Origin of the sequence: Novosphingobium sp. (assembly GCF_027489515.1) — a bacterium.
GTDB lineage: Bacteria > Pseudomonadota > Alphaproteobacteria > Sphingomonadales > Sphingomonadaceae > Novosphingobium.
In genome coordinates this window covers 31,706-45,536 of sequence record NZ_JAIXZS010000099.1, presented here as the reverse complement: position 1 = coordinate 45,536, position 13,831 = coordinate 31,706, and the positions used below count along the sequence as shown (strand labels likewise).

9 protein-coding genes are annotated in these 13,831 nt (G+C 64.7%); 1 reads left to right on the top strand and 8 read right to left on the bottom strand.

Annotated features, from left to right (window positions below):
• Positions 1–132: 132 nt before the first annotated feature.
• From Q0082_RS17155 to Q0082_RS17135, 5 genes are all read right to left on the bottom strand, one after another.
• Positions 133–1,284: a calcium-binding protein gene (locus tag Q0082_RS17155; protein ID WP_298194826.1), complete on the bottom strand. Its 1,152-nt coding sequence runs from the start codon at positions 1,282–1,284 to the stop codon at positions 133–135.
• A gap of 173 nt (positions 1,285–1,457) precedes the next feature.
• A complete protein-coding gene (locus tag Q0082_RS17150) occupies positions 1,458–3,650 on the bottom strand; it encodes a M10 family metallopeptidase (protein WP_298194825.1) in 2,193 nt (730 codons plus the stop codon).
• A 109-nt stretch (positions 3,651–3,759) separates the two neighbouring features.
• Positions 3,760–4,962, bottom strand: coding sequence for an NAD(P)/FAD-dependent oxidoreductase (locus tag Q0082_RS17145; RefSeq protein ID WP_298194824.1), 1,203 nt, complete (start codon positions 4,960–4,962; stop codon positions 3,760–3,762).
• 10 nt (positions 4,963–4,972) lie between these two features.
• A complete protein-coding gene (gene lpdA, locus Q0082_RS17140) occupies positions 4,973–6,385 on the bottom strand; it encodes a dihydrolipoyl dehydrogenase (RefSeq protein WP_298194823.1) in 1,413 nt (470 codons plus the stop codon).
• A 66-nt stretch (positions 6,386–6,451) separates the two neighbouring features.
• Entirely contained in the window at positions 6,452–7,771 is a 1,320-nt protein-coding gene (locus Q0082_RS17135; RefSeq protein ID WP_298194822.1) for a pyruvate dehydrogenase complex dihydrolipoamide acetyltransferase, read from the bottom strand.
• Between the two features lie 245 nt (positions 7,772–8,016).
• Between Q0082_RS17135 and Q0082_RS17130 the strand changes: the two genes are divergently transcribed.
• The gene (locus Q0082_RS17130; RefSeq protein ID WP_298194821.1) at positions 8,017–8,526 is read left to right on the top strand and encodes a universal stress protein; all 510 of its coding nucleotides are present in this window, start codon (positions 8,017–8,019) and stop codon (positions 8,524–8,526) included.
• Positions 8,527–8,532: 6 nt separating this feature from the next.
• Here the strand turns inward: Q0082_RS17130 and Q0082_RS17125 are convergent, their stop codons facing one another.
• The 3 genes from Q0082_RS17125 to Q0082_RS17115 all read right to left on the bottom strand — a co-directional run bounded on the left by Q0082_RS17125 (position 8,533) and on the right by Q0082_RS17115 (position 13,813).
• Positions 8,533–10,827: a VacB/RNase II family 3'-5' exoribonuclease gene (locus tag Q0082_RS17125; RefSeq protein ID WP_298194820.1), complete on the bottom strand. Its 2,295-nt coding sequence runs from the start codon at positions 10,825–10,827 to the stop codon at positions 8,533–8,535.
• A 37-nt stretch (positions 10,828–10,864) separates the two neighbouring features.
• A complete protein-coding gene (locus Q0082_RS17120) occupies positions 10,865–12,187 on the bottom strand; it encodes a M20/M25/M40 family metallo-hydrolase (RefSeq protein ID WP_298194819.1) in 1,323 nt (440 codons plus the stop codon).
• Between the two features lie 75 nt (positions 12,188–12,262).
• Positions 12,263–13,813 (bottom strand): aminoacyl--tRNA ligase-related protein, encoded by a 1,551-nt coding sequence (locus Q0082_RS17115; protein WP_298194818.1) that lies wholly within the window; start codon positions 13,811–13,813, stop codon positions 12,263–12,265.
• Between the last annotated feature and the right edge of the window lie 18 nt (positions 13,814–13,831).

The following is a 13,831-nucleotide window of genomic DNA, read 5'->3' as shown; positions in this document are numbered from 1 at the left end:
TCCGCACCGAAGTCGTCGATCCGGAAATGGACTTCTTCGGGCCGCAACAGCCGGATGAACGCATGCTCGCATTCCACTTCGAACTGATCGAGGAAATGCGGGCGGGCGCAGGGCTGTGAACTCGACGCACCTTCAGCCGACGATCAGGAAATCGCTCCAGAACAGCGCAGGGTGGTCGGTCTCGCCAAGCTGAGCGATCTGGATCGCGCCGCGACCGTCGGGACCTTCCGCATCGTAGTAGAGCGCCCCGCTCGCGGTGTCATAGATGAGGAACTGTCCATCTTCGGTCGCACGCGTCGCGCCGCCTTCGGCGTGAAATGCATCAGGACTGATTCGGCCATCGCCATCGAAATCGGTGAACACGTCCAGCGAAAGAACGATCTTGTCCTTCTGGTCGCGCGAAAAGTCGGTAATCAGGTCCGAGTTGGTGAGACGGTTAGGCGCTGACGAGAATACGAAGCGGTCGACTCCGAGCCCGCCGGTCATCACATCGTTGCCCTTCCCGCCATCAAGGATATCGTTCCCGCCTGCGCCATCGAGCACATTGCGCTGGTCGTTGCCGGTGAGCGCGTTGTCGAGCATGTTGCCCGTGCCATCCGCCGAGTTGGCACCGGTGATCGTCAGCCTTTCGATGTTGCCGCTCAGCTTGAAATCAACCCGTGTGCGCACTTCATCGATACCGCCATTGGCGACATCGACAGCCGTGTCACGCGCATTGTCGACGATGTAAATGTCGTTGCCACGCCCGCCGAACAGGTTGTCCGCGCCAATCCCGCCGTCGAGAAGGTCGTTGCCTGCCCCCCCGTTGAGGGTGTCGTCGCCGTTGCCACCCAGGAGCGTGTCCCGCCCACGGCCGCCGGAAAGGTAGTCGTTGCCATTTCCGCCAATCAGCGTGTCGTCGCCGCCACCGCCGAACAGTCTGTCTGTGCCGGAATTACCGGTGATCACGTTGTTCAGCCCGTTGCCGATGCCGAAATGCGATGCGCGCGTCGTGAACGTCAGGTTCTCGACCTGCGAGGGGATCTTGTATCGAGAAAGCGCGGCGAGGACGAGATCATTGCCCTCGTCGGCGGCCTCGATCACCTTGTCGGATACGCTGTCGACAACATAACGGTCGTCGCCATCGCCGCCGAACATTCGGTCTGCGCCGACGCCGCCATCCAGAAGGTCATTGCCGCCAAGTCCGTTCAGGATATCCTTGCTGCCGAGACCATAGATGAGGTCGGCACCCGCGCTCCCGTCCAGGGTTTCGCCTGCTTTTGTCCCCTTGATCGTCTTGGGCACCGTGCAATCCTTCGCGCTCAGGGCTGGCAGGGGTTCCGCACGTGCCCATAAGGCAAACGACGGGGTAACCCTCAGTCCACGCCCTGCCCCGCGATTGTTTCAGAAGGACTACAGCGCCGTGGTGATGATCAGGCCGTACCGCTGCAATACGGGGAGATCCGACGCGGCTGCCCCTACAGCACGAAATCGGCCGCAGCGAGGGCAGGCGCACCGTTGCAGCGGATCCAGAAATCGGCGAGCCCGTCGCCGTTGGTATCGCCCTGCACCACACTGAGCCCTGAAATCGTGGCTACGCGCAATTGCCCTGCAACATTGCCGAAGGCAGCGCTGCCGATGAAGGCAAAGGCATCGTTGGCAGCCCCGCCAACTGCATTGGCATCGATGGCCGAAAGATCGATCCGGTCGCCCTCGGCGTGGCTGAAATCGTAGATGAGATCACAGGTAGCCGTGGTCGTGCCGCCGAAATCGCCACTAGCGAAGCGGAACACGTCCGCGCCCGTCCCGCCAGTCAGGAAGTCCCGCGCAGTGCCGCCGATGAGGGTGTCAGCACCCGCTCCGGCGATCAGCTGGTCGCTTGCCCCACCACCCGAAAGCACGTTGGCACCGGCATTCCCCCGGATCGTGTTCGCCAGATCGTTCCCGGTTCCATTGATCGCTGCCGTGCCTGCGAGCGTGAGGTTCTCGACGTTCGCACCTAGCGTGAAGCTCACAGTGGCAATGACGATGTCTCTTCCGGCATCCGCTGCCTCCGTCACCTTATCGCCGGCCGCGTCAACACGGTAGGTATCGTTGCCGAGACCGCCTGCCATCGTGTCGGCGCCTGCCCCGCCGTCAAGCACGTTGGCGCCCTGACTGCCGGTCAGCGTGTCAGCGAACGCCGTGCCGATGAGGTTCTCGATCGCGCTCAGCGTATCCGTTCCACCACCAAGGGTGTTCTGCGCCGTCGTCAGCGCAAGGTTCACCGTCACCGCAGACTTCGCCCCGACATAACTCGCCGTATCGAACCCGCCGCCACCGTTGATCGTGTCGTTACCCGCACCGCCGATGAAGGTGTCGGCGCCGGTGCTGCCGATCAGCGTGTCGTTGAACGCGCTGCCGATCACGGTTTCGATGGATGCGAACACATCGCTGCCGATCCCGGCGGCGTCGCCCGCAGCGCTACCTGCCGCAGTTCCCGCCGCCAGTTTGACGGTGACCGCTGCCTTGGCCGCCGCATAGGTGATCGTATCGGTGCCGCTACCGCCATCGAAGCTGTCCCGGCCGGTGTCGGTCCCTCCCATGAAGATGTCATTGCCATCCCCGCCGACTTCGGCATCGTCGCCCGCACCGCCATCAAGGATGTCGTTGCCGCCGCTGCCGATCAGCGTATCCATCCCGCCATTGCCGAAAAGCTGGTTCGCGGCATCGTTGCCATTCAACGCGTCATCGCCCGAACCACCGCGCGCATTTTCGATCGTGCAATTGAAGGCAATGCCGAGATTGGGATCGAGCGTCGTGTCGCCATAGGCGAGCTGCGAATAGGTTCCCGCCGTCAGCGAGATCGTGCAGCCATACTTGAACGATGACACGTCGATCGTGTCGTTCCCGCCAGCGTCCCAGATTGTCTGGTAGACTGGCTGGTTCTGCTGGAACGCATAGACGTCATTGCCGGTATGGTACGACATGTTCGCACCATAGATCTTCTGAACCGCGGCGATGTCATAGACCATCGGCGTGACGAGAATGTATTGCGCCTCGGTCGCGCCCGGCTTGAAGTAGAACACCCCCTTGGGCTGGGTGTAGGACATGATCGTGTAGCGGGCGTTGTCGTATCCGGCTGGAATGATGTTGCCCTCGAAGGGATGATCGAGGCCAAGCGCGTGGCCGATCTCGTGCATCATCGCGAGGAAGTCGTAGGTAAAGGGCTGGAAAGTTCCGTCCTTGATCGAGGGTTCGATCCAGATATCCCCTTGCGAGGGATCGCTGCCGTCGCTGAAAATCTTGGTATAGCCCCAGAAGTCGCTGGAGACTTCGGAGGAGAACGCGATGCGGATATCGCCCACAACCCCGGCTGCGGTTTCCGCCACTTTGGTGAAGTTCACGTTGGCGACGTCCGCCCAGCGCTGGAAGGCCTGGTCGATCCCTGGGATCTGCGCATTGGACACGCCGAAATGCTGCGCAGCGGTGGGCTCATTGCCATAATCGCTGGTGAATTTTGATGCGACGCCGTTGAGGAAAGCGAAGCTATAGCTGATCTGGGTCTTGCCGCCGGACACAGTCGCCCACTTCGTGCGGAAGTAGTCCTCCGGCGAGTACAGCGAGTCGATGAAGGGATCGCCCGAGAGCCCGAACCCCGCCGCGGGCGCAATATCGCTGAACAGAGTCATCGTGCACTCCCCTCGCTGACGCTCGAGCCCGGTTGCAGGACAGCTTGTCAGGCCAATCCATGCGGGAATCGCTCCACCCTAAGCATAACCCGCTAGGCCGCGATCGCCTTCATGGAAAATCGGCGAGCGCCGTCGCAGCCGCATGGGCGCTCGCCCAGGCCCACTGGAAGTTGTACCCGCCCAGCCACCCTGTGACGTCGACTGCCTCGCCGATGGCGAAGAGGCCGGGCACGGCGGTCGCGGCCATCGTGCGCGAGGAAAGCCCGGCCGTGCTGATCCCGCCTGCGGTCACTTCAGCCTTGGCAAAACCCTCGCTGCCGCTCGGCATGAACGTCCAGCGTCGCAGCTGCGCCTCGGCCGCGCGTAGCGCCTTGTCCTGCTTCTGGCCAAGCTCGCCATCAAGCCCGATCCGCTCGGCAAGCCGCACCGCAAGCCTCTCGGGCAGCGCCGCGCCCAACACCCGCGCGAGGCCTGTACGCGGTCGTTCCCGCTTGGTCATCAGCAGCCAGTCCTGCGGCTGGTCGGGAAGGAAATCGATATCCACTGCAGTGCCCGGCCGCCAATAGGAGGAGACTTGCAGGATCGCCGGCCCGGACAGGCCACGGTGCGTAAACAATGCGGCCTCGCGAAACGCCGCCTTGCCCGCGCGCGCTACCACGTCCGCCGAGACGCCCGAAAGCTCGCGAAACAGCGCTTCCTCGCCCGCAAGCGTCAGCGGCACCAACGCCGGGCGCGGCTGCACGACCTTGAGGCCAAAGCGCCGCGCGAGGTCGTAGGCAAAGCCGGTCGCACCCAGCTTGGGGATCGAAGGCCCGCCGCACGCGATGACCAGCGCAGGTGCCGCGAGAATCTGCGCACCATACGTCACGCGGAACAGGCCGTCTCCATGCTCCACTGCGCCCACCGGTTCGCCGCATCGCAAGTCAACGGCGCCAGCGCGGCATTCCTGCACCAGCATCGCAACGATCTGCTTCGCCGAGCCATCGCAGAACAGCTGCCCCAGCGTCTTCTCGTGCCAGGCAATGCCATACCGCTCAACCAGCGCGATAAAGTCGGCCGGCGTGTACCGGCTCAGCGCCGAGCGCGCGAAATGGGGGTTCTCTGAAAGATAGCGGTCCGGCGCGGTATGGAGATTGGTGAAATTGCACCGCCCTCCCCCCGAAATCAGGATCTTCTTGCCCGGTTCATCGGCATGATCGAGCAGCGCAACGCGCTTGCCGCGCTGCCCCACCAGCCCCGCACAGAACAGCCCCGCCGCTCCGGCGCCGAGCACGATAACGTCATGGGTTGGGACGTCATGCGTCGGCGCCATGGGAACAGGATCAGATATGAAGTGCGCGCCCGTATGCCGCCAGCACGCTCTCGTGCATCATTTCCGAAAGCGTCGGATGCGCGAAGACTGTGTGCATCAGTTCGGCCTCGGTCGTCTCGAGCGTCTTGCCCACGACATAGCCCTGAATCAGCTCGGTCACTTCCGCGCCGATCATGTGTGCGCCAAGGAGTTCGCCCGTTGCCGCGTCGAAGACCGTCTTGATGAAGCCCTCGGCCTCGCCCAGCGCGATCGCCTTGCCGTTGCCGATGAACGGGAAAGTGCCGACCTTGACTTCGTGCCCGGCTTCCTTGGCCTTGGCTTCGGTGAGGCCCACGCTCGCCACCTGCGGGTGGCAGTAGGTGCAGCCCGGAATATTGAGCCGGTCCATCGGGTGCGGGTGCACTTCGGTGTTGCCTAGCGCCTGCGCGATAGACTCAGCGGCGATCACGCCCTCATGGCTTGCCTTGTGTGCCAGCCACGGTCCCGGCGTCACATCGCCGATGGCCCACACACCCGGAACATTGGTGCGGCCATAGCCATCGATGGCGATAATGCCGCGCTCGGCGGCAACGCCCAGCGCTTCGAGGCCGATGTTCTCGGTGTTGGGCACAATGCCCACCGCCACGATCACATGGCTGAAATCATGCTCGGCCGCAGCGCCGTCCTTGCCCTTGATCTTGGCCTTCACGCCCGCCGCACTCGTCGTGATGCTCTCGACGCCCGCGCCAGTGAGGATCTTGATCCCCTGCTTGGTCAGCGACTTCTCGAGGAAGGCGGAGACGTCGGCATCTTCCACCGGCACAATGCGGTCCATCATCTCGACGACCGTAACATCCGCGCCCATATCGTTGTAGAAGCTCGCAAATTCAATGCCGATGGCGCCCGAACCGATCACCAGCAGCTTGGTCGGCATGGCAGGGGGCACCATGGCGTGGCGATAGGTCCAGATGCGGTCCCCGTCGGCCTTGGCAAACGGCAGATCACGCGCCCGCGCGCCCGTCGCGACGATGATGTGCTTGGCCGAAAGCATCTCGGTGCCCTTGTCGCCGGTCACCTCGACCTGCCCCGCTCCCTTCAGCACACCCGTGCCCATATGCACGGTGATCTTGTTCTTGCGCATCAGGTGCGTCACGCCCTGATTGAGCTGCTTGGCCACCCCGCGCGAGCGCTTCACCACCGCGTCGATATCCGCACGGATATTGTCCGCGGCGAGGCCATAAGCCGCCGCATGCTTCATCTGATTGAACACTTCGGCCGAGCGCAGCAGCGCCTTGGTCGGGATGCAGCCCCAGTTGAGGCAGATGCCGCCGAGCAGCTCTCGCTCGACAATGCCGACCTTGAGGCCCAGCTGCGCCCCCCTGATTGCCGCGACATAGCCACCGGGGCCCGAGCCGAGGACGAGAAGATCGTATTGGTCAGCCACGTGTATGCTCCTTCAGGTCGGCGTCCTGTTTAGCCCGCTGGGGCAGTCGCGCCGCTCTCAATATGATCAGGCAACAAGCGCCAGCGGCGCTTCGATCAGCGTCTTGAACGCTTGCATCAGCTGCGCGCCTTCCGCCCCGTCGATGGCGCGGTGGTCGAAGCTGCCGGTGGCGGACATGACGGTCGCGATCCCCAGCGCATCGTCGATCACATAGGGGCGCTTCTCGCCCGCGCCGATCGCCATGATCATGCCCTGCGGTGGATTGATCACCGCCTCGAACTGCTTGATCCCGAACATGCCGAGGTTCGAAAGGCTGGCCGTGCCGCCCTGGTACTCGTGCGGCGCCAACTTGCCCGACTTCGCCCGCGCGGCAAGGTCCGCCATGTCCTTCTGGATCGTGGAGATCGACTTGACGTCGGCCCCGGTCACGATCAGCGTGATAACCCCGCCCGGGATCGAGACCGCCACGGCAATGTCGGCGCGCGAATAGCGGATCAGATTGTCGCCCGCGAAGCTCACGTTCGCGTCGGGCGCCAGCATCAGCGCCTTGCCAAGTGCCTTGATGAGGAGGTCGTTGACCGAGAGCTTCACACCCTCGCCCGCCAACGCCGCATTGAGCTCCGCGCGCAGCTTCAGCAGCTTGTCGAGGCTGATGTCGACCGTGAGGTAGTAATGCGGCACCGTCGCCTTGGCCTCGGTCAGCCGGCGCGCGATCGTCTTGCGCATCGAAGAAAGCTTGACCGCCTCGTGCGGAATATCGGTGCTGAAAGGCGCGGGGGCCGCTGTGGGAGCCGCAACGGGCGCGGGCACAGCGGCGACCGGAGCGGCCACCGCCGTCGGAGCCTTAGCCGCTGCTGGCGTTGCGGCATCTAGGTCCGCCTTGATGATCCGGCCATGCGGGCCGCTGCCGGTGACGGTGCCGAGATCGATACCCTTCTCGCTGGCAATGCGCTTGGCGAGCGGGCTCGCCACGATGCGATCACCCGCAGCAGCAGCTGGAGCCGGTGCCGGCGCAGGAGCCGCTGCCACTGGCGCAGGCGCTGGCGTCGGAGCCGCAACCGGTGCAGGGGATGGTGCAGGCGTCGCCGCAACCGGCGCAGGGGTCGGAGCCGCCGCCGGGGCAGCCGGGGCCGCATCGCCCTCATCCTCGCCCGCAATCGTCGCGATCACGGTGCCGACCTTCACGCCTTCGGTTCCTTCGGCGACATCGATGGCCACCACGGTGCCTTCGTCGACCGCCTCAAACTCCATCGTCGCCTTGTCGGTCTCGATCTCGGCCATGATGTCGCCCGAGGAAACTTTGTCGCCAACCTTCACCAGCCACTTGGCCAGCGTGCCTTCCTCCATGGTGGGCGACAGCGCGGGCATCTTGATCTGGATCGGCATGGCAGCTCTTTTCCCTAATGGTTACCGGGGCCTCGATATCGGGACGCTGGCCGGGAGGGACCATCAGACCACCCCCGCGCCGCGAACGCCCCTTGGCACATGGGGCGCCATTTCGCCACCCGGACAAGGCGGGTCAAGTCTCTTGGCGCTTGCCCCGCATACGAATTAGGCCAATACGCATAACCCTGCCATATGACAGGCATTGCGATCGGTGTGGAAAGTGGCCTTGTCGCAAGGGGGAAGGCATGGTTGGCATGGCAAGCGAGGCGGAACACGCGCCCGGCGCTGATGCGCCCGGCACGCAGCGCGTCTATCTCGTCATCATGGACGATACCGAGGAAGCCGCCCGCGCGCTGCGCTTTGCCGCGCGCCGCGCCGTGCGCACCGGCGGTACCGTGCACATTCTCGCACTTGTGCCCCGTCAGGAGTTTGTCGTCTTCGGCAGCATCCAAGCAACCATCGAAGCCGAAGCTCGCGAACGCGCCGAAGAGCTCGCCCGCACCGCCGCTGGAAGTCTCGCCAGCGAATCCGGCCTCGAGCCTGCGGTCGCAGTGCGCACCGGCAGCGGTCCGCAAGTCGTGCGCGAATACCTTGGCGAACACCCCGAAGTCTCCGCGCTCGTCCTCGGCGCGGCGGCAGACAGCAATCCGGGCCCGCTCGTCACCCACTTCACCTCGCACCTCGGCCAATTGCCGTGCGTGCTGATGATCGTCCCCGGCGGCATCGACGAACGCGGCATCGATTCGTTTAGTTAGGGCCCCTTACCGCTTCCGCCCCTGATGCCGGATGTTGCGCGGCCGTCCACGTGGCCCCTGCATGAAACCACCAGCTTTTCTCGGCCCGCCCTGCTGGGGCCTGCCTCCACGCGGCTCGATCCGCCTGGCGCCTTCCGGCAAATCCACCGGCTCGAACTTCAGCGCCCCTGTGAGCGGATTAGCCTCGGCAAGCCTGAGCTTGAGGATCATCCCCATGGCAAACTCCTCGCCGGTCTCCTCGCCGACCAGCACCTGTCGCTTCTCGTCATGGGCAAAGCGCTCGGCCCCAAGCGTAGAGACCGGCACCAGCCCGTCGCCGCCAAGCCCAATGATCGTCGCAAAGAGGCCGAACTTCTGCACGCCAGTGATCCGCGTATCGAACACCTCGCCCACCCGACCAGAAAGCCAGGCAGCCACATAGCGGTCGATAGTCTCGCGCTCGGCTTCCATTGCGCGCCGCTCGGCCTTCGAAATGGCGTCGCTGATCCGCGCAAGGTCAGAGCGGTCGCGATCCGACAGGCCGGACGTCGCCGGAATCTCGCGCGCCTCGGGACGTGGCTGCTCGAGATGATACGCATCGACCAGAGCCCGGTGCACCAGGAGGTCCGAATAGCGCCGGATCGGCGACGTGAAGTGCGCGTAGCTTCCCAGCGCAAGACCGAAATGCCCGGCGTTGCGCGGCCCGTAGTACGCCTGCGTCTGGCTCCGCAGCACCGCTTCCATGACGAGTGCCTTCTCGGCTTCGTCGGACACATCCTTCAGCATGCGGTTGAACAGACCCGGCGTGATCACCTGCCCCAACGCCAGCTTGCGTCCGAAGGTGGCGAGATAGTCCTTCAGCGCCACCAGCTTCTCGCGGCTCGGCGGCTCGTGGATGCGGTAGACCACCGGCGCGACCTTGGCCTCCAGCGCCTTCGCCGCCGCCACGTTCGCCGCAATCATGAAATCCTCGACCACCCGATGCGCATCGAGCCGTTCGCGCAGCGCGATCTCGGCGATCTTGCCCTTTTCGTCGAGGACCACCCGCCGCTCGGGCAACTCCAATTCCAGCGGATCCCGGTTGCTGCGAGCCTTCTCCAGCAGCCGCCACGCCGCCCAGAGGTTCTCGAGATGCGGTGCGGCCTCGCGCGCGTCGATCCGCCGCTGCGCTTCTTCGTAGGCAATCACTTCGGCAATCCGCACCAGCGCGCGGGTGAAGCGCCACGCGGTGATCCGTCCTTCAGCATCGATCGTCAGGTGGCAGGCCATCGCTGCGCGGTCTGCACCGACTTTCAGCGAGCAGACATCAGAGCTCAGCACATGCGGCAGCATCGGCACCACACGGTCCGGGAAGTAGACCGAATTGCCGCGCTTCCTTGCCTCGCGGTCGACCGCGCCGCCCGGACGCACATAGAAGCTGACATCCGCAATCGCGACAACGGCGCGGAAACCGCCCTCGCCATCAGGCTCGGCCCAGATCGCATCGTCATGATCGCGCGCGTCGGTTGGATCAATTGCGACGATCGGTAGCGCGCGCAAGTCCTCGCGATGTTCGTGCGAGAGCGCCATTTTGGCGGCCAACACAGCCTCATCCTGTGCTTCCTGCGGGAAGACAAACGGAATGCCATGCTTGTGGATCGCTATCAGGCTAAACGCGCGCGGCGCCAACGGATCGCCCAGCACCTCCGTCACCTTGAGCCCCGCGCGCGGCGATTTGCTGACCGGCTCGCCGAGGACGAGCTGGCCTTCCGCTGCCCCGCCCAGATCCGCGATAGCCACAGCGTTGCGCACACGCTTGTCCACAGGCGCGAGCCACGGCTTGCCCGCGCCGTCAAACTCGACAACGCCGAGCAGTTGCTCGGTCCGCGTTGGCAGCTTTTTCATCACATGTGCGATGAGACCCCGGCCCGCTTCCTCGGTGCGCGCCAGTACGCGGTCGCCCACCTTGAGCGCAGCCTGCGCGCGCCCCTTGCCTTTCGGTTCGATGATCCGCACCCGCGGCGGCGGCGCACCATCATCGGGCTGCCAGGTATCGGGAATAGCCAGCGGCTGCCCGTCCTCGATCTCCAGCACGCGCAGCACCGTCACCTTGGGAACGCCGCCCATGCGGTGGAACGCGCTGCGGTTTCCATCAATCAGGCCTTCCTCGGCCATGTCCTTGAGCAGCGCCTTCAGCGCAATCTTTTCGGTGCCCTTGAGGCCGAAGCCCTTGGCAATCTCGCGCTTGCCGGCCGGCTCTTCGCTCGCGGCGATGAAGTCGAGCACTTGCTGCCGGGTAGGAAGCCCGTCGGGGCCATTGGGCGTCTGCTTGCGAATTGCCATCACCGACCTGTGACGGCTGCGGCGCGCAATAGCAAGGTCAGGGTCTGGCCGCAGCTTCTGGAGCGAACGCGCCGCCCGGCACGGCAGAAGCCACCGGGCTCTCCGCGCCATCGGCGCTCACCGCGCTAACACCGAAAAACCAGTCATCCCCTCTCACACCTTCAAGCCGCAAATGGGTCTCACTCGTCTCAGCCAGCGGCTTCGCGTCCCAGCCCGCCGCATCGGTGCGCCGCTGCCACACGCGGTAGCGCAAAGCGCCGGGTACGGCAGTCCAATCGACGTCGGTAAAGGTCTGCACTGCTGCGGTCACCTTAGCGGCTGGCGGCATCGGTGCCCCGGCAAGCGCCGCCAGCGCCCGCACGTTGAGCTTCGTCACTTTGGCGAGGTAAGCAAAGTCCATCGCTTCCATCGTATCGCCGAATGGCCGTCCGGCTTCGCTCCGAACGTTCTGGTGCTGCCGCTCGTAATTCTCAACCGCCACGGTAAAGCGCACCGCCGGATAGCCCATGGCCTGAAACGGCAGATGGTCCCCGCCGCGCCCCATGCGGTCGGCGCGCCAGACCTGCCGCACTTCCAAGGCCGGATCGTCCAGTCCTGCCAGCCAGCGCGAAAGATTGCGCGAGGGGCTGTCATTCTCACCCCCGATAGAACGTTGCGCTTCGCGCGCCTTCTCGCTGGCATCGTCGCGCGGCCCTTCGGAAAACACGCGCACATGCGCATCGTCCACCAGCCCATCCGACCCGCGTGAATTGCCGACGATATCGTTGTTGAGCACGGCTTTCACTGTCCAGCCCTGCGCCTTGGCATAGTCCGCCAGCAGCTTGCCACCATAGAGCCCCTGCTCCTCGCCCGAGAGCACGGCATAGACGATCGTGCCCGCCGCAAACTTCTGCTGCGAAAGCACCCGCGCTGCTTCCAGCACAAGCGCCGTGCCCGAACCATCATCGTTCGCACCCGGCGCATCGCCTTTGGCGTCGAGCGGATCGGAATTACGGCTGTCGATATGCCCCTGCACGATCACGACTTCGTTCGGCCGCACGGTGCCGCGCTGGATCGCGACAACATCGACAAGCCGCGTCGGTGCGGGAACCCGCTCGCCCTGCACCGTAGTCTCAGGCAATACGATCTCGAGGCAACTGCCGCAGGCCGCACCGGTCTTGCGAAACTCGGCTTCCGCCCAGCGCCGTGCAGCACCGATCCCGCGCTTGGGATCGTCCTGCGATGAAAGGGTATGCCGCGTTCCGAACGAAACAAGCCGCGCGATATCGGCCTCGAGCCGGCTCTGCGAGACGCTCTCGTCGGGCGCGGCAGAAGCTGCAGTGGGCAGAGCGAGGAAGGCGAACGAGAGGAACTTTTTCATGCTCCAATTCATACCCCAACCGCCGTTCGTGTCGAGCGAAGTCGAGGCCCGCCGCGTCATGCCTTCCCCAAGAGGTCAGTACGCGCGCGCCACCAGAATGCGCTCCACCGCCGGCGCGCCCGTAAACGGACACAGCCCCTCCGCCGGCGCCGCATCCATCGGCGTGTTGCGGATGGTCAGCTTGAGTGCCTTCAGTTGCTCGACCACCTTGTCGAGCGCCGCGCCCGTAGGCCGCGACCAGCACAGCTCTACCCAGCCCGGAAAGTCCTTGTCGTCCGAGAAGTAGGACGCCAGCCCTGCCAGATCGCTGATCCCGCGCTCGATCTGCGCGTCGCGCCGGTCCCGCGCCTCTAGGAACAGCGCACTCTGGATCGCCTCCAGTTCGCCCACCGCCGAGGCAACGAAGTCATCCTGCGCCATGCCGACGAAATTGGCCTTGCCATCCTCGCGCCACAGCCGGTCACGGCGCAGCATCGAGACTTGCCCGCCCTCCGCATCGCGCCCGCCAATCTCGAGGATCAGCGGCACCCCCTTCTTCACCCAGCCCCAGCGCTTGGCAGTTGCCTTGCCCGGACGCTTGTCGAGCAGCACGCGCACCTTCTCGTCGAACACCGAGAGTGCCGCCAGCTTGGCGCGCAGGGCGGCGCAATAGTCTAGCAGCGCCGCATCGCCATCATTATCGCGAAGCATTGGCAGGATCACGATCTGCTGCGGCGCTATGCGCGGCGGCGTGCGCAGCCCGTCATCGTCGCCATGGGTCATGATCACGCCGCCGATCATGCGGGTGGAAACGCCCCAGCTTGTCGTGTGGCACAGCGTCTGCTGGCCTTCCTTGTCCTGATAGCGGATGCCCGCAGCCTCGGAGAACGTGGTTCCAAGGTAGTGCGAAGTGCCGGCCTGCAGCGCCTTGCCGTCCTGCATCATCGCCTCGATCGAGAAAGTCTCGACTGCGCCGGGAAAGCGCTCGTTCTCAGGCTTGGGGCCCGCAACGACCGGCATCGCCAGCACGTCTTCAGCAAAGCTGCGATACATCTCGAGCGCGCGCAGCGTCTCAGCCATCGCATCAGCCTCGTCGGCGTGCGCAGTATGGCCTTCCTGCCAGAGGAACTCGCTCGTGCGAAGGAACATGCGCGTGCGCATTTCCCAGCGCACAACATTGGCCCACTGGTTGGTGAGCAGCGGCAGATCGCGCCAGGATTGGATCCAGCGCGCCATCGCTGCGCCGATCACGGTCTCAGAGGTCGGCCGCACGATCAGCGGCTCTTCAAGCTTTGCTTCGGGATCGGGGATAAGCCCGCCCTTGCCATCGCCGATCAGGCGGTGATGCGTGACGACCGCCATTTCCTTGGCAAAGCCTTCGACATGCTCGGCCTCACGCGCGAAGTACGAGAGCGGAATGAAAAGCGGAAAGTAGCAGTTCTCGACGCCCGCTTCCTTGATGCGTTCGTCCATCAGCTTCTGGATGCGTTCCCAGATGCCGTAGCCCCAGGGCTTGATCACCATGCACCCGCGCACGCCCGATTCCTCGGCGAGTTCGGCTTCGGCGATGACCGCCTGGTACCACTGGGCGAAGTCGTCCTGCCTGAGGACGGGCAGCGCGTGCTTGATCGATGCGTTCTGGCTCATAGGGGCCGGTTAGGGCCC